The organism is Sphingosinicella ginsenosidimutans (genome assembly GCF_007995055.1).
GTDB classification, from domain to species: Bacteria; Pseudomonadota; Alphaproteobacteria; order Sphingomonadales; family Sphingomonadaceae; genus Allosphingosinicella; species Allosphingosinicella ginsenosidimutans.
This window is the reverse complement of sequence record NZ_VOQQ01000001.1, coordinates 1302080-1321718: the sequence shown is the minus strand read 5'-3', so window position 1 is coordinate 1321718 and position 19639 is coordinate 1302080. Positions and strand designations below refer to the sequence as shown.

The following is a 19639-nucleotide window of genomic DNA, read 5'->3' as shown; positions in this document are numbered from 1 at the left end:
GCGAGCAAAGCTCATCGGAGGATCAGCGCTGGATCCACCGCCTTCGCACGAACCAGGCAAGGACGCCGACCGCGATCACCACGCACAGGATCACGATTTCCCAGAACGCCCAGGGATCGTGCGCGTCGGGAATGCCCTCGACATTCATGCCGAGCAGGCCGGTGATGAAGGTGAGCGGCAGGAAGATGAAGGCGACGACCGAGATCAGCAGGGATCGCTGGTCGATCTCCTCCGCGCGCAGATCGGTCAGCTGTTCGTGGAGCAGTGCCGATCGCTCGCGTACCGCCTCGAGCTCCTCGGCCATGCGCGCGAACCGGTCCGCCGCCTCGCGGATGTGGAGCCGATCGTCGTCGTGCAGCCATTCGAAGTCATGGCTGGCGAGCGCGAGCAAGGCGTCGCGATCCGGCGCGACGAAGCGGCGGAAGGAAATCGCCTCGGAACGGATGCCGGTGATCGTCGAGCGCAGCCGGAACTTGTTGCCGCTTTCCAGCATGCTCTCGCAATCGTCGAGCGTGTCGCCAAGCTCGGCGACCTGCGGATCGAGCGTCGCGCTGATCTCGCGCGCATAAGCGGCGACGAGGTCGCCGGGGTCACGGATCTTGCCGTCCTCCATCGCCGTCATGACCGCGGCGGTCGCGGCGAGCGGCTTGCGCGTCACCGAATCGATCCTGCCACGCCGCACCCACATGCGGATCGAGACCAGCCGATCGGAATCGTCGATGTCCGTGGCGGCGGGGCCGCGGATGTTGACGATCGCGCCATGGTCGATCCGGTCGCAGCGCGGCCTCGTCTCCGTCGCGGTCAGCGCGTTGGCGGCGACCTCCGGAATGTCCGCGCGCACGAGATGCGGCAGCTCGTCGAGCCCGGCATTCTCGACATGGGCCCAAAGGAAGCCGCCGCCTTTATATTGTTCGGCTTCCTCCATGCTCAGGCGGCGTGGCGGGCCGTCGCCGACGAGCAGGATCTCGCAGTTCACGCATGCTCCCGGAGATAGTCGCGAACCTTCGGCCCGACATCCCCGCGCGCGAGCGCGAGCGCGACATTGGCGACGACGAAGCCGGCCGCGTCGCCGCAATCGTGGCGGTCGCCGTCGAAGGTCACCGCATGGAAGGGCTGGCGGCCGATCATCTCGGCCATTCCGTCGGTCAGCTGGATCTCCCCGCCGGCGCCTTTGCCGACCGTCTCCAGCACGCCCATGATCTCGGCCTGGAGGATGTAGCGTCCCACCACCCCGAGCGTCGAGGGCGCGTCCTCGGGCTTCGGCTTTTCGACCAGGCCCTTGACTTCGGTCAGGCGGCCCCGCGACGCGCCGGGCGTGACGATGCCGTAGCTCGACGTCCGCTCGCGAGGGACGTCCTGCGCGCACACGATGTTTCCGCCGACTTCATTATAGGCTTCAACCATCTGCGCGAGGCAGCCCGGAGAACCCACCATCAGATCGTCCGGGAGGAGCACCGCGAACGGCTCGTCGCCGATCAGGTCGCGCGCGCACCAGACGGCATGGCCGAGGCCGAGCGGCGATTGCTGACGGACCGAGGCGATCGCGCCGGGCGCGAAGCGGGTGCGGTCGAGCGGCGCCAGCGATTTGCCGCGCGCCGTCATCACGGCCTCGAGCTCGTAGCCGATGTCGAAATGGTCCTCGAGCGCGCCCTTGCCGCGCCCGGTCACGAAGATGAACTGCTCGATCCCGGCCTCGCGCGCCTCCTCCACCGCATATTGGATCAGCGGCTTGTCGACGATGGTCAGCATCTCCTTCGGCATCGCCTTGGTGGCGGGAAGGATGCGGGTGCCGAGACCGGCGACCGGAAAGACGGCCTTGCGGACTTTTTTCACTGCGGATGTCATTGCGGAGCGTCGCCCATGTCGTTGACCACCTCGGTCGGGCGATCGGGCGGCGGGAGATCGAAATGGTCGCTGTCCCGCACTTCGGAGCGGCGCAGCAGCTCGTCGATCCGGTCCGGCCTGGCGGTGGTCGGCACCGCGAGCATTTCGTCGACCGTCGGCGCGCGCGCCGCCATCCGCGGCGCCTGCGGCATGGCGCGGCCCTGCGGCGGCTCGAGCGGCCGTTCGAGGCCGCAGCCGGCAAGCGCCGACAAGGCGAGGAGGATCGATGCCGGCCGCTTCATCACGCCATTCCCAACGCCCGTTTCGCCGCCTCGATCCGCTCCGCGACCGCCGCCGGCGCGGTGCCGCCGAAGCTCAGCCGGCTTCTAACCGATGCGTCGAGCGAAAGCACATCGAAAACCCGCGCATCGATCCTGGGATCGACGGCCCGAAGCGCGTCGAGCGGCAGATCCCACAGCGCGCAGCCGCGCTCCTCGGCAGCGCGGACGCAGCGCCCCGTGATATGATGCGCCTCGCGGAAGGGCACCCCGGCCTCGCGCACCAGCCAGTCGGCGAGATCGGTGGCGGTCGCATGTCCCGCCGCCGCCGCCGCGCGCATCCGATCGGTGTCGAAGCCGCTCGTTTCCACCATCCCCGCCATCGCGGCGAGCGAGACGATGAGAAGGTCGTGCGCCTGGAAGACCGGCTCCTTGTCGTCCTGCATGTCCTTTGAATAAGCGAGCGGCAGGCCCTTCATCGTCATCGCGAGCGAGACCATCAGGCCGGCGATGCGGCCCGAATGGCCGCGCACCAGCTCGGCGGCGTCCGGATTGCGCTTCTGCGGCATGATCGAGGAGCCGGTCGAGAAACTGTCCGAAAGTTTCAGGAATCCGAAGGGCTGGCTGGCCCACAGGACGAACTCTTCGGCAAGGCGGGAGAGGTGCAGCGCGCACTGGGTCGCGCCCATCAGGTAATCGAGCGCGAAATCGCGGTCTGACACCGCATCGAGCGAGTTGGCGGTGGGCCGGTCGAAGCCGAGCGCAAGCGCGGTCGCCTCGCGATCCACCGGAAAGCCGGTGCCGGCGAGCGCGGCGGAGCCGAGCGGGCTCTCGTTCATCCGCGCGCGCGCGTCGGCGAAGCGCGAACGATCCCGCCTCAGCATCTCGTAATAGGCCATGAAATGGTGGCCGAGCGTCACCGGCTGGGCGGACTGGAGGTGCGTGAAGCCGGGCATGATCGCCTCGACATGCTCCGCTGCCCGCGCGACCAGCGCGCGCTGGAGCGCGGCGAGGCCCGCCCCGACCTCATCGATCGCGTCGCGGACCCAGAGGCGGAAATCGGTCGTCACCTGGTCGTTGCGCGACCGCGCGGTATGCAGTCGCCCGGCCGCCGGGCCGATCAGCTCGGCGAGGCGCGCCTCGACATGCATGTGGATGTCTTCGAGCGCGGGATCCTCCGGCACGCCGTTCGCTTCATATTCGCCCGCGATCGTCTCCAGCCCGTCGAGGATCGCATCGACATCGGCCTGCGCGACGATCCCTTGCGCCGCCAGCATGGCCGCGTGGGCCTTCGATGCCGCGATGTCCTGTCGCCACAAGCGCTTGTCGAAGCCGATCGAGGCATTTATCTCGCGCATCAGCGCCGACGGGCCTTCGGCGAAGCGCCCGCCCCACATAGCGTTGGAGTGCTGATCCTTGCGGCTTTCGATTCTCTTTCTCCCGGCCCTGACCATGGGCCTCGTTCTGGCGGGATGCGATAGGCAGAACGCCGCCGCGCCGCAAGGCGACGTAGCGAACGCGGCGGCCCCGGTCGCCGGCAACGAAACGGCCGAGGATTATCCGACCGGCGTGCTCGACCGCAGCCATGCGGGAACGCGCGCGCCCGACGAGGCCTTTGCCGGCCCCGACGGCCAGCCGGTGCGGCTCGCCGACTTCCGCGGCCACCCGCTGCTCGTCAACATGTGGGCGACCTGGTGCGGCCCCTGCGTGATCGAGCTGCCCTCGCTCGACGCGCTCGCCGGCCAGACGCATCCCAACGGCCTCAAGGTGATCGCGGTGAGCCAGGACACCGGCGGCCACGACCAGGTCACCGGCTTCCTCGCAAGCCACAATGTCCGCAACCTCGCCGCCTATCAGGACAACCAGATGCAGGCGATGACGAGCCTCCACCTCGACACCCTGCCGACGACCATTCTCTACGATGCCGAGGGCAGGGAGGTCTGGCGCATGACCGGCCGCGCCGAATGGGACAGCGAACGGGTCGCCAATCTGCTGCGCGAGGCGGACGCGCGCTAGGCTGGCCGATCCCGCCGGGATCGACGCGCCATCGCGGCGTCGGGTTAGTCCCGCAAAAGCTCGTTGATGCCGGTCTTGGAGCGGGTCTGCGCGTCCACCCGTTTGACGATCACCGCGCAGGCGAGGCCGGGGCCGCCTTCCTTGCCGGGGAGGGTGCCGGGCACGACCACCGAATAGCTCGGCACGCGGCCGACGAAGATTTCGCCGGTCGCGCGATCGACGATCTTGGTGGAGGCGCCGAGGAAGACGCCCATCGACAGGACCGCGCCCTGCTCGACGATCACGCCCTCCGCCACTTCCGATCGAGCGCCGATGAAGCAATCGTCCTCGATCACCACCGGCCCGGCCTGCAGCGGCTCGAGCACGCCGCCGATGCCGGCGCCCCCGGAGATGTGGACGTTGCGCCCGATCTGCGCGCAGCTTCCCACCGTCGCCCAGGTATCCACCATCGTCCCCTCGCCGACATAGGCGCCGATGTTGACGAAGCTCGGCATCAGGACCGCGCCAGGCGCGACATAGGCGCCGCGCCGGACGATCGCGCCCGGAACCGCGCGGAAGCCCGCCGCCGCGAAATCCGTCTCCGTCATGCCGAGGAATTTGGAGGGCACCTTGTCCCACCACATCGCGCCGCCCGGACCGCCGGCGATCGGCGCCATCGGATTGAGCCGGAAGGAAAGCAGCACGGCCTTCTTCAGCCATTGATTGACCTGCCAGCCCTGCGGCCCCTTCTGTGCGACCCGGGCCTGGCCGGAATCGAGCAGGGCGATCGCGCGATCGACGGCGCTGCGGATTTCGCCGCCGGTCGCCGCGCCGATCGCATCGCGATCATCCCATGCCTGCTCGATCACGTCCCTCAAGGCTTCGCTCATGCCGTTTCTTTCCCCGTCACCTCGCCGAGCCACACGGCGATGTCGTTGGTCCTGTAATCGACGAAATCGGGCTGCGCGACCCCGCCGGCCTGTTCCGATCCATTGTCGATCCACAAGGTCGCCATTCCGATCGCCTTGGCCGGCGCAAGGTTGCGCGCCATATCGTCGGCAAAGAGCGAGCGGGTCGGATCGATGTCGAGCCGGCGGCACAGCTTCTCGTAGGCCGACGGATCGGGCTTGGGGACATAATCCATCGTGTGGATATCGTGGAATCCGTCGAACGCGTTGGCGAGGCCGATCGCGTCCAGGACGCGGCGCGCATAGCGTTCGTCGGCGTTGGTGAAGATGAACTTGCGTCCGGGCAATGCATCGAGCGCGGCGACCAGGGCCGGATCGGCGGCCAGCCGCGCCATGTCGATATCGTGGACGTAATCGAGGAAATCGTGCGGATCGACGCCGTGGTTCGCCATCAGGCCCGCCAGCGTGGTGCCGTGATCGCGGAAAAAGCCCTTCTGCACCCGCCGCGCCTCGTCGGGATCGAGATCGAGCCGCCGCGCGACATAATCGCGGATGCGCCGATCGACGAGAGCGAAGAGATCGCAAGCGGCCGGATAGAGGCTGTTGTCGAGATCGAAGACCCAGTTTTCGACATGATCGAGCGTCGGCGTCATGCCGCCGCGCCTAGCGCAAGCCTTCGTTTAAGCAAAACGAAACCATGGCGGGTTGAGATGCGGTGTGCCTGCGGGGCGCACCATATGTTCACGCGTGGCATTTACGGTTAGCCTGGGGGTGACGTCATGACGAACCGGCCTGTCCGTATCAGCCTCGTCCTTTCGGTCTGCGTGGTCGCGCTGGCCCTGGCGGGATGCGGCGGTGGCGGCGGCGGGCCGCGCCCGGCGCCGATCGGAACCCCGCCGCCCGCACCGCCGCCACCTCCGCCGCCTCCTCCTCCGCCACCGCCGCCACCGCCGCCGCCGACGTCCGGGTTCAACGATGCCGAATATCGGCGGTCGAACGCGGCTGTCTCTTCAGGCGCGATCACCGCCTGGAACGCCGGCGCGACCGGGCAGGGGGTAAAGGTCGGCGTCATCGACACCGGCATCAATCCGAACCTCGCCGAATTCACCGGCCGTATCGATCCGGCGAGCCAGGACGTGGCGAGCAATCGCGGCGTCGTCGACAATGAAGGCCACGGCACCGCCGTTTCGGCCGTGATCGCCGCCAACCGCAACGGCCAGGGGATCGAAGGCGTCGCGTTCAATTCGACGATCATCTCGCTCAACACCGCCGACCCGAGCGATTGCGACCCGGACGACGGCTGCTCGCACAGCGATTCGGACATCGCCCGCGCCCTCGACATCGCCCGGACGAACGGGGCGCGGGTGGTCAACATCTCGCTTGGCGGCGACGGCGTCGGCGGGGTGCTGCTGACCGCGGTGAACCGGGCCGTGCAGGCCGGGATGGTGATCATCATCTCGGCCGGGAATGAGGGCCAGGCCAATCCGGACGGGTTCGCCGCCACGATCGCGCGCCAATCGGGCGATGGCCAGGTGATCATCGCGGGCGCGGTGAACGGCAGCGACCAGCTCGCCTCCTTCTCCAACCACGCCGGGACCAGCGCGGCTTATTATCTCGCCGCCCTGGGGGTCGCGGTGCGCGCGCCGGACCAGACCGGCCAGACCTTCCTGTGGGACGGCACGTCCTTCTCCGCGCCGATCATCAGCGGCGCCGCCGCCTTGCTCGCCAGCGCCTTTCCGAACCTCACCGGCAAGCAGATCGTCCAGCTGCTCCTGTCCAGCGCCGACGATGCCGGCGCCCCCGGGGTCGATGCCGATTACGGAAACGGAATCCTCAACATCACGCGGGCCTTCGCGCCGCAGGGAACGCTGTCCCTGGCCGGCAGCAGAACCCGCATCGACAGCATCGACACCGGCAGCCTGTCCGGCGCGATGGGCGATGCGCGGCCGCACATGGACGGCGTCGTGCTGCTCGACGGCTTCTCGCGCGCCTATGTCGCGGATATCGCCCAGCGCCTCTCCGCCGCGCCGCAGCAGCGGCCGCTCGAGGAGGGCCTTCGCCAGGACGTGGCGACCACCAGCGCGCAGGTCGGGGCGACCACCTTCGCAATGTCGGTCCGCCGCCCGTTCGCCGGACAGACGCCGGGCAATCTCGCCCGCACCGGGCTGTCATTCGACGAGGCGCGCTCGGCCCGAGCGCTGGCGAGCTATGCGCTGAGCCGCGTCGGGCCGCGAACCGCCATTGCCTTCGGCCTCTCCGAAAGCGGCCGCACGCTCCAGCAACGGCTGCAGGAGACGGACGGAAGCCCCTTCCTGATCGCCCGCGATCCGATGGAGCGCGCCGGATTCTACGCCGATCGCGGCACCAGCTTCGGGATCCGGCAGAATTTCGGGTCGGTGGGCCTGACCGTCACCGGCGAGCGCGGCCATGTCGAGCAGCTGTTGCCGCGCCCTGGGCTCCGCGCGCCCGGTTATGACATCGCGAGCGTCGCGATCGATCGCCGGCTCGGCCGCGCATGGCTCTCGGCGGGAATCTCGCGCCTCGGCGAGGAAGGGACGGTACTCGGCGGCGCCTTCGCGCTCGCCCCGGGCGGCGCGACGAGCTGGTTCCTCGACAGCTCGGCCCGATTCGATTTCGCCCCCGGCTGGTCGGCCGGCGCGAGCTGGCGGCGCGGCTGGACATCAATGCCGGCCGGCGGGGCGCTGGTCAGCGGCGGCTCTCTTCAGACCGACGCCTGGTCGCTCGATATCACCCGGCGCAGCGCCTTCCGGACTGGCGACCGCCTCGCCCTTCGCGTGATGCAGCCGCTTCGGGTCCGCTCGGGCGGCTATGCGCTGAACCTGCCGGTGTCCTACGACTATGCCGATCTCGGCGTGGGCTATGAGCGGCGGCTGTTCAGCCTCGCGCCGACCGGGCGGGAGATCGATTATGAGGCGGCCTATGGCACGGGCGTGCTCAACAATCGCGCCTGGCTCAGCGCCAATGCCTATTACCGCGCCGATCCCGGCAATATCGCGACCATGCCGGGCGACGCGGGCTTTGCGATCCGCATTGCCTTCGGGATGTAGCTAGACGGTGAAGCTTTCGCCGCAGCCGCACGCGCCCTTGGCGTTGGGGTTGTCGAACACGAAGCCGGCGGTGAAATCGTCTTCCCGCCAGTCCATCGTCGAACCGACGAGATAGAGGACGGACGCGCCGTCGATGTAGAAGATGCCGCCAGGCGTCTCGATCTTCTCGTCGAACGGATCGGCCTCGCTCACATAGTCGACCGAATAAGCGAGGCCGGAGCAGCCGCGCCTCGGCGTCGACAGCTTGACCCCGATCGCCCCGTCGGGCGCCTTCGCCATCAGATCGGCGATGCGCCGCTCCGCGGCCGGGGTGAGGATTACCGCGGCGGGAAGCGCACGCGTCTTCGTTCCAGCGGTCATCACAGCATTCCCAGTTCGAGCTTCGCCTCGTCGCTCATCTTCTGCGGGTCCCAGGGCGGATCCCAGACCAGCTCCACCTCGGCGTCGCCGATCCCCGGCACCGCACCGACCCGGAGCTCGACCTCGCCGGGCATCGATTCCGCCACCGGGCAATGCGGCGTCGTCAGCGTCATGATGATCTTCACATGGTGGTCCGCATTGATCTCGACGCCGTAGATCAGGCCGAGATCGTAGATGTTCACCGGGATTTCGGGGTCGTAAATGTCCTTGAGCGCATCGATCACCGCCTCGTAGAGCGCCCCGCCGGGCGCGGTCCCGCTGAGCGGCGCCGGCTGCTGCGCCAGGAAGCCCTGGAGATAGTCGCGCTTGCGCTCGAAAGCCTCGGTGACGCTCGGGGTCTCGGCCACGTCGCTGACGCGCGCCTTGGGCGGCGGCATGACGCCGTCGACCTCCTGCGTCTCGATCTTGCGTTCCTCGTTCACCCGAAAATCTTCCTTACCCGTTCGATTCCCGTAACCAGCGCGTCGATGTCGCGCGGGCCGTTATAGACGCCGAAGCTCGCCCGCGCCGTGGCCTCGACCCCCAGCGCCGCCATCAGCGGCTGCGCGCAATGGTGGCCGGCGCGGATCGCGACCTGGCCCTCGTCCAATATGGTGCCGACATCGTGGGGATGCACCCCTTCCATCGCGAAGGACACGATGCCGGCCGACTCCTCCGGCCCGAACAGGCGCACGGAATTGATCCCGCGGAGCGCTCTCCGCGCTTCGCGCACCAGCGCGGTCTCATGCGCGTGGATGGCATCGAGGCCGATGCCCTCGACATAATCGATCGCCGCGTGGAGCCCGATGACGCCGACGACATGCGGCGTCCCCGCCTCGAACCGCGCCGGCGGCGGGGCGTAGGTGGTCTTTTCGAACGTCACCTTGTCGATCATCGCGCCGCCCCCCTGCCAGGGCGGCATGGACTCGAGAATCTCGCCGCGGGCCCACAGGACGCCGATGCCGGTCGGCCCGTAGAGCTTGTGGCCGGAAAAGACGTAGAAGTCGCAATCGAGGTCACGCACGTCGACGGGCAGGCGCGGCACCGCCTGGCAGCCGTCCAGCAGCAGCTTCGCGCCAACCGAATGGGCGATCTCGGCCGCGCGCTTCGCATCGAGCACGGAGCCGAGCACGTTCGAGACATGGGCGAGCGCGACCAGCTTGTGCTCGGGGCGGATCATCGCGGCCATCGCGTCGAGATCGATGCGGTGGTCCTCGGTCAACGGGACCACGTCGATCGCGGCGCCGGTCATCTGCCAGGGCACGATGTTCGAATGATGCTCGAGCGTCGAGAGCAGGATTCGGTCGCCGGGCTTGAGCTGGGCGCGGCCCCAGCTCTGGGCGACCAGGTTGATCCCCTCGGTCGCGCCGCGCACAAAGACGATCTCCTCGGGCGCCGCGGCGTTGAGGAAGCGCGCGACCCGCGCCCGCGAGGCTTCGAAGGCCAGCGTCATGTCGGCCGATCGCTGGTAGACGCCGCGATGGACGGTCGCATAGGTCTCGCCATAGCCGCGCGCGATCGCATCGATCACCGTCCGCGGCTTCTGCGCGGTGGCGGCGCTGTCGAGATAGGCCCAGCCTTCGGGGATGGCCGGGAAATCTGCGAGCCAGTCGAGGGGGCGGGTCGATCCATTCCCAGTCCCGTTCGTCCCGAGCGAAGTCGAGGGGCGTTGGCTCAGAGTCATCACGGGCGCCCCTCGACTTCGCTCGGGACGAGCGATGAGGTGGAGAACCACGCATCCACATCCGCATAGCAGGCCGAGCGCACCGCCTCTTCGCCGATCCGGTCGAGCGCATCGGCGACGAAGGCGCGGGTGAGCAGGGCCTTGGCCTCCTCCGGCGTGACCCCCCGGCTTTCGAGGTAGAAGAGGGCGTTCCTGTCCAGTTCGCCGACGGTCGCGCCATGCGCGCATTTCACGTCGTCGGCGAAGATTTCCAGCTCCGGCTTGGCATTGATCTGCGCGCCGCGGTCGAGCAGGAGCCCCTTGAGGCTCTGCTCGGCGTCGGTCTTCTGGGCGTGCCGGTCGACCTTGACCTGGGCCATGACCGAGCAGGTCGCCCGATCGTCGGCGACCGAGCGCCACGGCTGGCGGCTGGTGCCGAGCGGGGTCGCATGGCGCAGCACCGTGACGCCTTCGAGCTTCTGGGTGCCGCGCGCCAGCAGCGCGCCGCCGGCTTCGGCATAAGCGCCCGCGCCGCTGATCAGGATATCATGCTCGATCCGCGCGCTGTCCGCGCCGGTCACCAGCGCGACGCCGGCATAGCTCGCCCCAGCGCCCACCGAGGCCATGGCGAAATCGGTATGGGCGCCGCCATCCTTCAGCACGCGGATGACACGCATCAGCCGGGCGCTATCGCCCAGCTCCACCGCCGTCGTCAGGTTGCTCCATCCGGTGCCGACATGGGTTTCGACGACCGAGGCCTGGGCATTGGCCTGGAGCATGATGCGATTGGACAGGTGCGCCGCGCCGCCGGTCGATACGTGGACGATCTGGACCAGCCCGCTCGCCGCGCCGTTCGCGCCGAGCGCGATCACATAGCCCGCCCGCGCCTCCGCGCCGGCGAGATCGGCGAGCGGCTGGGTGCCCGGCCTGTCGCGCACCGGCGAGACCTTCACCCCGCGCGGATCGCTTCCGGCGGCGTCGAACTCCCCGTCGACGAACAGGAGACGTGGGCCCGAAATCTCGCAATCGATCCAGGGGAGGTCGGCGGGCACGACGCCCGTGGGCGCCGCCTCCGCATAGGCCGGCAGAGCGGAGAGGTCGCTCCAGCGCCATTCCTCGGCGCGGTTCGACGGGAGTTCGAGCAGGCTCACGCGGCCAGCTCTCCATAGCCCTCGCGCTCGAGCTCGAGCGCGAGCTCCGGCCCGCCCGAGCGGACGATCCGGCCGCCCGCGAGGACGTGGACGAAATCGGGACGGACGAGATCGAGCAGGCGCTGATAGTGGGTGATCAGCAGCACCGCCTTGTCGGGCTTGCGCATGATCCGGTTGATCCCCTCGCCGACGACGCGCAGCGCGTCGATGTCGAGGCCGCTGTCGGTCTCGTCGAGGATCGCGAGGGTGGGATCGATGATCCCCATCTGGACCATTTCGTTGCGCTTCTTCTCGCCGCCGGAGAAGCCGACATTCACCGCCCGCTTCATCATCTCCATGTCGAGCCCGAGCGCATCGGCCTGCTGCCGCGCCAGCCGCAGGAAATCGCCCGCGCTCAGCTCGTCCTCGCCCCGCGCCCGCCGCTGCGCGTTGAGCGCGGTGCGCAGGAACTGGACGTTGGAAACGCCGGGAATCTCGACCGGATATTGGAAGCCGAGGAAGATGCCGAGCGCGGCACGTTCGTGCGGTTCGAGGGCCAGGAGGTCGATTCCCCTCCCGCTTGCGAGTTTCAGGTCGGTCAGGCCCCCGGCCTGACCTGAACGATGCGGGGCATCGTTCACCTGAAACTGGGTTAGGGGTGGGCCTGCTTCGGAGGCGGTTTCAGGCCCACCCCCGGCCCCTCCCGCAAGCGGGAGGGGAGGAAAGAACGTTACGGACCCCCCGGTCACCTCATAGCCCGGCCGCCCGGCGAGGACGTAAGAGAGGGTCGACTTGCCCGACCCGTTCGGCCCCATGATCGCATGGATCTCGCCCGCATTGATCGCGAGGCTGATCCCCTTGAGGATGGGCTTGCCGTCGACGGAGGCGTGGAGGTTATCGATTTTGAGCATGTCAGAACCAGCGTCTCTTCATGGCCCCGAGAAAGAGGCCGTTTGTCACAGGAAATCCCGAAGCGGACCCGATCACGGAGTCAATTCCACACTTGGGGCACAGCGCCGTGTCGCCATCGTCAGTCCATTCGGTGATTTCAGTCACGGGACCCGAGCGACGGCAGTAGAAGCAGCCAAACGTCTCGCTCGCCTCGACCTCCTTGCGGTGAAAGATGCTGTGCTTGTGCGCAGCCTCGATCTGCGCAGGATCAAGTCTGTCGCGACTCATCCCACGCTCCCCTCAAGGCTGATCCCCAGCAATTTCTGCGCCTCCACCGCGAACTCCATCGGCAGCTGCTGGAGCACCTCGCGGGCGAAGCCGTTGACTATGAGGGCGACGGCGTCCTCCTGGCTGAGGCCGCGGCTCATTGCGTAGAAGAGCTGGTCGTCGCTGATCTTGGACGTCGTGGCCTCATGCTCGATCTGCGCGCTCGGGTTGCGGACTTCGATATAGGGGACGGTGTGGGCGCCACACTGGTCGCCAAGGAGCAGGGAATCGCACTGGGTGAAGTTGCGCACGCCCTCGGCATTGGCGTTGACCCGCACGAGGCCGCGATAGGTGTTGTTCGATCGGCCCGCGCTGATGCCCTTGGAGACGATGGTCGAGCGGCTGCCTTTGCCCAGATGGATCATCTTGGTGCCGGTGTCGGCCTGCTGCCGGTTGTTGGTCAGCGCGACGGAGTAGAATTCGCCGACGCTGTCGTCGCCCTTCAATATGCAGGACGGATATTTCCAGGTGATCGCCGATCCGGTCTCGACCTGGGTCCAGCTGACCTTGGACCGCGCGCCGGCGCACAGCGCCCGCTTGGTGACGAAATTGTAGATGCCGCCCTTGCCCTCGGCATCGCCGGGATACCAGTTCTGGACGGTCGAATATTTGATCTCCGCGTCCTCGTGGGCATAGAGCTCGACCACCGCCGCGTGGAGCTGGTTCTCGTCGCGCATCGGCGCGGTGCAGCCTTCGAGGTAGGAGACGTAGCTGCCCTTGTCGGCGACGATGAGCGTGCGCTCGAACTGCCCCGTATTCTCGGCGTTGATCCGGAAATAGGTGGAAAGCTCCATCGGGCAGCGCACGCCCTCCGGCACATAGACGAAGGTGCCGTCGGAGAAGACGGCGCTGTTGAGGCAGGCGTAATAATTGTCGCGCTGCGGCACCACCCTGCCCAGATATTTGCGGACGAGATCCGGAAATTCGCGGATCGCCTCGCTGATCGATCGGAAGATGACGCCGGCGGCTTCCAGCTCCTCGCGGAAGGTCGTCGCGACCGAGACGCTGTCGAACACCGCATCGACCGCGACCTTGCGCGCGCCCTCGACGCCGGCGAGCACCTTCTGCTCCTCGATCGGGATGCCGAGCTTTTCATAGGTGCGGCGGATTTCGGGATCGAGCTCGTCCAATGAGGCGAGCGTCGGCTTCTTCTTGGGCTCGGCGTAATAATAAGCGTCCTGGAAATCGATCGGCGGGATGTCGAGCTTCGCCCAGCTCACCTCCTCCATCGTCAGCCAGGCGCGATAGGCCTTCAGGCGCCAGTCCAGCATCCATTCCGGCTCCTGCTTCTTCGCCGAGATGAATCGGATCGTGTCCTCGCTCAGCCCCTTGGGCGCGAACTCCTGCTCGATATCGGAGGAGAAGCCCCATTCGTATTTCGCGGCGCGCTCGGCCGCCTCGATCGCCTCCTTGTTGCGGACCTCGCTCATCAATTCACCTGTTCCCCTGCGAAAGCAGGGGTCCAGTGCTGGGCTCCTGCCTGCGCAGGCGCACAAGAAAGCTGGTCGAGCGAAACCGCCGCCAACGCCCCGCGCACCGCATCGTTGACGATGCCCATGTGCGGGCGAACCTGGCAGGCCTTTTCGAGAGCGCAATCGTGGCGCTCCGCATCGACGCAGGTCGTCATCTGGATCGGTCCCTCGACCGCCTCGATAATGTCGGCGAGGCTGATCGCCGCGGCGGTGCGGGTGAGCCGCAGGCCGCCCCCCGTGCCGCGCGCGGTTTCGAGCAGGCCGGCCGCGGCGAGGCGGGCGGTGAGCTTCTGCGCGGTGGGCAGCGGGATCCCGGTTTCCTCGGCGAGCAAAGTCGCGGAAAGGCGCGCGCCCGGATCGCGGCGCGCGGCGGCGGCCATCATCACGACCGCATAATCGGCTAGGCTCGTCAGTCTCATGTCTCTCCGGCGCGCTCCCCACGCGCACGAACCGCCGCCGCAGCCAAATCGGAGCGATTCGTTCCGATTGGGCATCTGGTCGTTCGGCGATCCGAAATCAAGCCGCCAATCCTGTCCGCGCGCTGCTTCGAGAGGGAGGGCTAAACAGCGGGCACCCATCTGTGCCATAGGCGCGCGCGATGGCGCTTTACCCGCTTGTCCGCCCCCTCGCCTTCGCGCTCGACGCGGAGCGCGCTCACGCTCTCGCGATCGCCGCGCTCAAGCGGCGGCGGCCGGCCGCGCCGCCGCCGCCCGATCCGGCGCTGGCGATGCGCGTCGCCGAGCTTTCCTTTCCCAACCCGGTGGGCCTTGCCGCCGGCTTCGACAAGAATGCCGAGGTTTTCCGGCAGATGCTCGGGCTCGGCTTCGGCTTCGTCGAGGTCGGAACGCTCACCCCGCGCCCACAGCCCGGCAATCCCAGGCCGCGCCTGTTCCGCCTCGTCGAGGACCGCGGCGTGATCAATCGCCTGGGCTTCAACAATCGCGGGCAGGCTGAGGCGGCGACGCGGCTCGCCGGCGGCGCGGGAGGCCTTGTCGGCGTCAATATCGGCGCCAACAAGGACAGCGAGGACCGGATCGCGGATTATGCCGCGGGCGTCCGCGCGATGACGGGCGTGGCCGATTATCTCACCGTCAACATCTCCTCGCCCAATACGCCCGGCCTTCGCGCGCTGCAGGATGCCGGCGCGCTCGACGCCCTGCTCGAAGCCGTGATCGAGGCGCGCGGCGCCGGCCCGCCCGTCTTCCTCAAGCTCGCGCCCGATCTGGTGCCGGCGGATATCGACGCGATCGCGCGGGTCGCGATCGATCGACGCGTCGACGCGCTGATCGTCGCCAACACGACGGTGAGCCGGCCAATCCTCAAATCGCCGCAGCGCGACGAGGCGGGTGGTCTCTCCGGCGCGCCGCTGGGGCCGCTCGCCCTCGCGCGGCTTCGCGATTTCGCGAAGGCGACCGGCGGCACGCTGCCGCTGATCGCGGCCGGCGGGATCGCGAGCGGGGCGGACGCGCTGGCGCGGATCCGGGCCGGGGCCAGCCTGGTGCAGCTCTACACCGCCATGGTCTACGAAGGCCCGGGCCTCGCCCGCCGGATCAATCGCGAATTGAAACTTTTGCTTGCGCGCGAAGGCTTTGCGCGCTTGGAGGAGGCGATCGGGGTTGAAAGGTCATAGCTGATGATGAAGCGTTTCCTTCTTGCCGCCCTCCTTTCCGGCGCGCTCGCCGCCGGGCCGGCGCGCCCGCAGGAGGTCCCCGGTACCGCGCCGCTCGCAGCGCCGCGCGCGCCGGTCACGTCGACGCGGGGGATGGTGTCGGCCGCCGATCCGCGCGCGGCCCAGGCCGGGGTCGATATCCTTCGGGCCGGCGGGAGCGCCGCCGACGCCGCCGCCGCGACCATGCTGGCGCTGACCGTGGTCGAACCGCAAAGCTCGGGCATCGGCGGCGGCGGCTTCCTCGTCTATCACGATCAGGCGAGCCGGGAGGTCTCCACCCTCGACGGCCGCGAGACCGCGCCGATGGCGGCGACCGAACGCTATTTCCTCGACGCCAACGGCCAGCCCCGCGCCCATGCCGATGCGGTGCCGGGCGGCCTCAGCGTCGGCGTTCCGGGCAATCTCCGCCTGATCGAGCGCGCCCATGAGGAGCATGGCCGGCTGCCCTGGGCGCGCCTGTTCGAGCCCGCCATCCGCCTTGCCCGCGACGGCTTCGCGATCACGCAGCGGATGCACGACATGCTCGCCATGCCGAACGCGCTCGCGCGGATGACCGATTGGAGCCGCAACCATTATTACCAGCCCGATGGCACGCCCAAGCCGGTCGGCACCGTCATCCGCAATCCCGAGCTCGCGGCGACGCTGGAGCAGATCGCCCGGCTCGGCCCCGACTGGTTCTATACCGGGCCCAATGCCCAGGCGCTGGTCAACACGGCGCGCAACGCGCCGCGCAATCCCGCGGTGATCCAGACCGGCGATCTTGCCGCTTATGAGGTCAAGGAACGGCCGGCCGTGTGCGGCACCTATCGCGGCTATCGCATCTGCGGCATGGGCCCGCCCTCGTCCGGCGCGACCACGGTCTTCGCGATCCTGAAGCAGCTCGAGCGGTTCGACATGTCCGCGCTCGGCCCGGACAATCCCGTATCCTGGCATCTGATCGCCGAATCCGAGCGGCTCGCTTATGCCGATCGCGACACTTATGTCGGCGATCCCGATTTCGTCCGTGTGCCGATCGCCGGGCTGATCGACGATCACTATCTGGCCGAGCGCAGCCAGCTCATCTCCCCGGACCATGTGATGGAGCATGTTGCCGCGGGCACGCCGCCGGGCGCCGCGACGCAGACCACCGCGCCCTCGGACGAGGTCCATTCGACCACGCATTTCGTCGTCGTCGACAGCGACGGCGACATGGCCTCCTACACCTCCACGGTGGAAGGCCCGTGGGGATCGGGGCTCACCACGGGCGGCTATGTGCTGAACAACGAGCTTACCGACTTCACCTTCGCGCCGATGCGTGATGGCGCGCCGGTCGCCAACCGGCCCGAGGCGGGCAAGCGGCCGATGAGCTCGATGTCGCCGACCATCGTCTACAATCCCGACGGAAGCATCCGCCTCGCCGTCGGCGCGGCCGGCGGGCCGACGATCATCGGCCAGGTCGCCAAGGCGATCATCGGCGTGATCGACTGGCACATGTCGGCGCAGGAGGCGATCGCGCAGCCCTTCATCCTCGGCTGGGGCGATCGCGTGCTGATCGAGCGCGGCACCCGGCTGGAGGCGATGGCGCCGCAGCTCACCCGGATGGGTCACCAGATCGTTCCCATCCCCTCCGGCTTCAAGGCGAACGCGATCGAGCGGGTGGACGGCCGCTGGATCGGCGCCGCCGATCCGCGCAGCGAAGGTGTCGCCATCGCGGAATAAGGCGGCTAGGCTCCGAGTCGGGTGACGTAAGGGAAATCCCACGCGCCTGGAGGGGACAGGATGCGGCTGCTCGAACATTTTCCGAACCTGGTCGCGATGTTCTTCGCGCGCGCCCGCGAGAAGGGCGATGCGCCCTTCCTCTGGGCCAAGCAGGACGGCGAATGGCGATCGATAAGCTGGCGCGACGCGGCGTCGGAGGTCGCGCGGCTGTCGGCGGCGCTCAGGCGGCTGGGTCTCAACCCGGGCGACCGGGTGATGCTCGTGTCCGAAAACCGGCCCGAATGGCTGATGAGCGATCTCGCGATCATGGCCGCCGGATGCGTCACCGTCCCGGCCTACAGCACCAATACCGAACGCGATCATCAGCATATCCTGGACGATAGCGGCGCGCGCTGCGTGATCGTGTCGACGACGAAGCTCGCCAAGCCGCTGCTTCCGGCCGCCATCCGCGCCAATGCCTGCGAGCATGTGATCGGCATGGATCCTTTACCCGCGGCGCAGAGCGGCACCGTCCGCTTTCACGCTCGCGCCCAGCTGATCGCCGCCGAAACGCTCGATGCCGAAGCCTGCGCGGCGCAAGCGACCTTCACGCGCGACGATCTCGCCTGCCTCATCTACACCTCGGGGACCGGCGGCGCGCCGCGCGGGGTGATGCAGCATCACGGCGCGATCCTCCACAATGTCGAGGCCTGCGCCGCCCTGATTTCCGAGGATTTCGGCTGGGGCGAGGAGATTTTCCTCTCCTTCCTGCCCGCCAGCCACGCTTACGAGCATACGGGCGGGCAGATGTTCCCGATCGGGCTCGGCGCGCAGATCTATTATTCGGAAGGGCTGGAGAAGCTCGCGACCAATATCGAGGAGGTGCGGCCGACGATCATGGTCGTCGTTCCCCGCCTCTTCGAGGTGCTCCGCCAGCGCATCCTCAACGCCGTCGAGAAGGAGGGGCGGTTCAAGGCCTACCTGTTGAATCGCGCGCTTTCGATCGGCGCCAAGGACTATGCCGGCCACGTTCCTCTGTGGGATCGGCCCATGGACCTATTCCTCAGCCGCACCGTCCGCCCCAGGATCGCGGCGCGCTTCGGCGGGCGGATCAAGGCGATGGTCTCGGGCGGGGCACCGCTCAATCCCGAGGTCGGCATCTTCTTCCACGCGCTCGGGCTCACGCTCCTCCAGGGCTATGGCCAGACCGAGGCGGCGCCGGTCATCTCGTGCAACCGGCCCAAGGTCGGATTGAAGATGAGCACCGTCGGCCCGCCGCTCCTCAACACCGAGGTGAAGATCGCCGAGGACGGCGAGATCCTGGTCAGGGGCGAGCTCGTCATGAAGGGCTATTGGCGCAACGAGGCGGAGACCGCCCGCGCGCTCCAGGACGGATGGCTGCACACCGGCGATGTCGGCTATCTCGACGAGAAGGGCCGCATCGTCATCACCGATCGCAAGAAGGACATCATCGTCCTCGACAAGGGCGACAATGTCTCGCCCCAGAAGATCGAGGGGATGCTGACCCTTCAGGGCGAGATCCTGCAGGCGATGGTCGTCGGCGACAAGCGGCCCTATGTCGTCGGCCTGATCGTCCCCGATCCCGAATGGTCGGCCGACTGGTGCGCCGCCAACAAGCGCAGTTGCAAGTTCGCCGACATGAAGACCGATCCGGACTTCATCCGGGCGCTTTCCGCCGCGGTCGACCGGGTCAATGCCGACCTGTCCGTGATCGAGAAGGTGCGCCGCTTCATCGTCGCCGACGAGCCGTTCACGGTCGAGAACGAGCAGCTGACGCCGTCGATCAAGATCCGGCGCCACGTCATCCGGGGCATTTACGGAGAGCGCCTCGACGCCCTCTACAAGCGCTGATCGCTATCGTCGCGCGCGGCGATAAGGCGTGAAATCGCCGAGGGCGCAGGAGCCCGTCTCGATCCCGCCCGGCCCGGTCTCCCGCACCGTCACGATATCGCCGGCGCACAGCTGCCCGGTCGGCGAGCGGGTGACGAGATAGCGGTCGGAACCAAGCTCCGGGCATCCGCCGGACGGATGGTTCACATAGACGATGCTTGAGCTCGCGTCGCCGAACAGGATGTCGCCATTGGCGAGCGAGCGATTGCCGCCGAGCCGGCGCTGATCGACGCAATGGACGACCGGTTCGGCCGTGCGCCCCTCCAGAAGCCGCGCCGCCCGGTCCTGCTCGCGCGCCTCCGGGCCCTGCGACGCCTGCGATGCGGCGGTCGCGGCAAGGCCGCCCAGCGCCATGCCGGCGACCGCGATCATTGCCACTGTCTTCATCTTCGCCTCCATCCCGCCATGCGGCCAAAACGAACGGGGC

20 protein-coding genes are annotated in these 19639 nt (G+C 68.2%); 5 read left to right on the top strand and 15 right to left on the bottom strand.

Annotation, left to right across the window (positions count from 1 at the left end):
* Window positions 1–22: 22 nt before the first annotated feature.
* The 4 genes from FRZ32_RS06600 to argH are packed head-to-tail and all read right to left on the bottom strand — an operon-like array spanning window position 23 to window position 3499.
* Window positions 23–976, bottom strand: a complete 954-nt coding sequence (locus tag FRZ32_RS06600; protein WP_243445211.1) for a CorA family divalent cation transporter — start codon at window positions 974–976, stop codon at window positions 23–25.
* The gene (locus FRZ32_RS06595) at window positions 973–1845 is read right to left on the bottom strand and encodes a UTP--glucose-1-phosphate uridylyltransferase (protein ID WP_147042769.1); all 873 of its coding nucleotides are present in this window, start codon (window positions 1843–1845) and stop codon (window positions 973–975) included. Before FRZ32_RS06595 ends, FRZ32_RS06600 begins: the two co-directional genes overlap by 4 nt.
* Window positions 1842–2126: a hypothetical protein gene (locus tag FRZ32_RS06590; protein WP_147042768.1), complete on the bottom strand. Its 285-nt coding sequence runs from the start codon at window positions 2124–2126 to the stop codon at window positions 1842–1844. The genes FRZ32_RS06595 and FRZ32_RS06590 overlap by 4 nt, the downstream gene beginning before the upstream one ends.
* Entirely contained in the window at window positions 2126–3499 is a 1374-nt protein-coding gene (argH, locus tag FRZ32_RS06585) for an argininosuccinate lyase (RefSeq protein WP_147042767.1), read from the bottom strand. The genes FRZ32_RS06590 and argH overlap by 1 nt, the downstream gene beginning before the upstream one ends.
* Before the next feature lie 19 nt (window positions 3500–3518).
* Between argH and FRZ32_RS06580 the strand changes: the two genes are divergently transcribed.
* Window positions 3519–4118 carry a TlpA family protein disulfide reductase gene (locus FRZ32_RS06580; RefSeq protein ID WP_158635848.1) on the top strand — a complete coding sequence of 200 codons (600 nt, stop codon included), beginning with the start codon at window positions 3519–3521 and terminating at the stop codon, window positions 4116–4118.
* Window positions 4119–4162: 44 nt separating this feature from the next.
* Here FRZ32_RS06580 and dapD read toward each other — a convergent pair whose 3' ends face one another.
* Both dapD and FRZ32_RS06570 read right to left on the bottom strand, forming a co-directional pair.
* Complete coding sequence (gene dapD, locus FRZ32_RS06575; RefSeq protein WP_147042765.1) at window positions 4163–4987, bottom strand: 2,3,4,5-tetrahydropyridine-2,6-dicarboxylate N-succinyltransferase; 825 nt, start codon at window positions 4985–4987, stop codon at window positions 4163–4165.
* On the bottom strand, window positions 4984–5658 hold the full coding sequence (locus FRZ32_RS06570; RefSeq protein ID WP_147042764.1) for a pyrimidine 5'-nucleotidase: 675 nt from the start codon (window positions 5656–5658) through the stop codon (window positions 4984–4986). The genes dapD and FRZ32_RS06570 overlap by 4 nt, the downstream gene beginning before the upstream one ends.
* Before the next feature lie 126 nt (window positions 5659–5784).
* Between FRZ32_RS06570 and FRZ32_RS15430 the strand changes: the two genes are divergently transcribed.
* Complete coding sequence (locus FRZ32_RS15430; RefSeq protein ID WP_147042763.1) at window positions 5785–8073, top strand: S8 family peptidase; 2289 nt, start codon at window positions 5785–5787, stop codon at window positions 8071–8073.
* Here FRZ32_RS15430 and FRZ32_RS06560 read toward each other — a convergent pair whose 3' ends face one another.
* From FRZ32_RS06560 to FRZ32_RS06525, 8 genes are read right to left on the bottom strand one after another with little or no spacing between them, the layout of a single operon-like run.
* Window positions 8074–8433 (bottom strand): HesB/IscA family protein, encoded by a 360-nt coding sequence (locus FRZ32_RS06560; protein WP_147042762.1) that lies wholly within the window; start codon window positions 8431–8433, stop codon window positions 8074–8076.
* Entirely contained in the window at window positions 8433–8915 is a 483-nt protein-coding gene (locus FRZ32_RS06555) for an SUF system Fe-S cluster assembly protein (RefSeq protein ID WP_147042761.1), read from the bottom strand. Before FRZ32_RS06555 ends, FRZ32_RS06560 begins: the two co-directional genes overlap by 1 nt.
* Window positions 8912–10156, bottom strand: a complete 1245-nt coding sequence (locus FRZ32_RS06550) for a cysteine desulfurase (protein ID WP_147042760.1) — start codon at window positions 10154–10156, stop codon at window positions 8912–8914. Before FRZ32_RS06550 ends, FRZ32_RS06555 begins: the two co-directional genes overlap by 4 nt.
* Window positions 10156–11286 (bottom strand): SufB/SufD family protein, encoded by a 1131-nt coding sequence (locus tag FRZ32_RS06545; RefSeq protein WP_147042759.1) that lies wholly within the window; start codon window positions 11284–11286, stop codon window positions 10156–10158. Before FRZ32_RS06545 ends, FRZ32_RS06550 begins: the two co-directional genes overlap by 1 nt.
* Window positions 11283–12176, bottom strand: a complete 894-nt coding sequence (gene sufC, locus FRZ32_RS06540; protein ID WP_147042758.1) for a Fe-S cluster assembly ATPase SufC — start codon at window positions 12174–12176, stop codon at window positions 11283–11285. The genes FRZ32_RS06545 and sufC overlap by 4 nt, the downstream gene beginning before the upstream one ends.
* A 1-nt stretch (window position 12177) precedes the next feature.
* Entirely contained in the window at window positions 12178–12444 is a 267-nt protein-coding gene (locus FRZ32_RS06535) for a cytoplasmic protein (RefSeq protein ID WP_147042757.1), read from the bottom strand.
* Complete coding sequence (gene sufB / locus FRZ32_RS06530) at window positions 12441–13913, bottom strand: Fe-S cluster assembly protein SufB (protein WP_147042756.1); 1473 nt, start codon at window positions 13911–13913, stop codon at window positions 12441–12443. The genes FRZ32_RS06535 and sufB overlap by 4 nt, the downstream gene beginning before the upstream one ends.
* Complete coding sequence (locus FRZ32_RS06525; RefSeq protein ID WP_147042755.1) at window positions 13913–14374, bottom strand: RrF2 family transcriptional regulator; 462 nt, start codon at window positions 14372–14374, stop codon at window positions 13913–13915. Before FRZ32_RS06525 ends, sufB begins: the two co-directional genes overlap by 1 nt.
* Window positions 14375–14553: 179 nt before the next feature.
* On the opposite strand from FRZ32_RS06525, the gene FRZ32_RS06520 reads away from it, so the two are divergent.
* Genes FRZ32_RS06520 through FRZ32_RS06510 form a run of 3 tightly spaced genes read left to right on the top strand, consistent with a single transcriptional unit; the run spans window position 14554 to window position 19173 of the window.
* Window positions 14554–15585, top strand: a complete 1032-nt coding sequence (locus tag FRZ32_RS06520; RefSeq protein ID WP_147042754.1) for a quinone-dependent dihydroorotate dehydrogenase — start codon at window positions 14554–14556, stop codon at window positions 15583–15585.
* A 3-nt stretch (window positions 15586–15588) separates the two neighbouring features.
* Window positions 15589–17322, top strand: a complete 1734-nt coding sequence (ggt, locus tag FRZ32_RS06515) for a gamma-glutamyltransferase (protein ID WP_147042753.1) — start codon at window positions 15589–15591, stop codon at window positions 17320–17322.
* A 60-nt stretch (window positions 17323–17382) separates the two neighbouring features.
* Window positions 17383–19173 (top strand): AMP-dependent synthetase/ligase, encoded by a 1791-nt coding sequence (locus FRZ32_RS06510; protein WP_147042752.1) that lies wholly within the window; start codon window positions 17383–17385, stop codon window positions 19171–19173.
* A gap of 3 nt (window positions 19174–19176) precedes the next feature.
* Here the strand turns inward: FRZ32_RS06510 and FRZ32_RS06505 are convergent, their stop codons facing one another.
* Window positions 19177–19599, bottom strand: coding sequence for a hypothetical protein (locus FRZ32_RS06505; RefSeq protein WP_147042751.1), 423 nt, complete (start codon window positions 19597–19599; stop codon window positions 19177–19179).
* Window positions 19600–19639: the final 40 nt, after the last annotated feature.

What these genes read in the sequence shown, in the direction of transcription:
- FRZ32_RS06595 (WP_147042769.1), bottom strand. Translation starts at nt 1,845, where the DNA reads ATGACATCCGCAGTGAAAAAAGTCCGCAAGGCCGTCTTTCCGGTCGCC.
- FRZ32_RS06590 (WP_147042768.1), bottom strand. Translation starts at nt 2,126, where the DNA reads ATGAAGCGGCCGGCATCGATCCTCCTCGCCTTGTCGGCGCTTGCCGGC.
- argH (WP_147042767.1), bottom strand. Translation starts at nt 3,499, where the DNA reads ATGTGGGGCGGGCGCTTCGCCGAAGGCCCGTCGGCGCTGATGCGCGAG.
- dapD (WP_147042765.1), bottom strand. Translation starts at nt 4,987, where the DNA reads ATGAGCGAAGCCTTGAGGGACGTGATCGAGCAGGCATGGGATGATCGC.
- FRZ32_RS06570 (WP_147042764.1), bottom strand. Translation starts at nt 5,658, where the DNA reads ATGACGCCGACGCTCGATCATGTCGAAAACTGGGTCTTCGATCTCGAC.
- FRZ32_RS15430 (WP_147042763.1), top strand. Translation starts at nt 5,785, where the DNA reads ATGACGAACCGGCCTGTCCGTATCAGCCTCGTCCTTTCGGTCTGCGTG.
- FRZ32_RS06560 (WP_147042762.1), bottom strand. Translation starts at nt 8,433, where the DNA reads ATGACCGCTGGAACGAAGACGCGTGCGCTTCCCGCCGCGGTAATCCTC.
- FRZ32_RS06550 (WP_147042760.1), bottom strand. Translation starts at nt 10,156, where the DNA reads ATGACTCTGAGCCAACGCCCCTCGACTTCGCTCGGGACGAACGGGACT.
- sufC (WP_147042758.1), bottom strand. Translation starts at nt 12,176, where the DNA reads ATGCTCAAAATCGATAACCTCCACGCCTCCGTCGACGGCAAGCCCATC.
- FRZ32_RS06535 (WP_147042757.1), bottom strand. Translation starts at nt 12,444, where the DNA reads ATGAGTCGCGACAGACTTGATCCTGCGCAGATCGAGGCTGCGCACAAG.
- sufB (WP_147042756.1), bottom strand. Translation starts at nt 13,913, where the DNA reads ATGAGCGAGGTCCGCAACAAGGAGGCGATCGAGGCGGCCGAGCGCGCC.
- FRZ32_RS06525 (WP_147042755.1), bottom strand. Translation starts at nt 14,374, where the DNA reads ATGAGACTGACGAGCCTAGCCGATTATGCGGTCGTGATGATGGCCGCC.
- FRZ32_RS06520 (WP_147042754.1), top strand. Translation starts at nt 14,554, where the DNA reads ATGGCGCTTTACCCGCTTGTCCGCCCCCTCGCCTTCGCGCTCGACGCG.
- ggt (WP_147042753.1), top strand. Translation starts at nt 15,589, where the DNA reads ATGATGAAGCGTTTCCTTCTTGCCGCCCTCCTTTCCGGCGCGCTCGCC.
- FRZ32_RS06510 (WP_147042752.1), top strand. Translation starts at nt 17,383, where the DNA reads ATGCGGCTGCTCGAACATTTTCCGAACCTGGTCGCGATGTTCTTCGCG.
- FRZ32_RS06505 (WP_147042751.1), bottom strand. Translation starts at nt 19,599, where the DNA reads ATGAAGACAGTGGCAATGATCGCGGTCGCCGGCATGGCGCTGGGCGGC.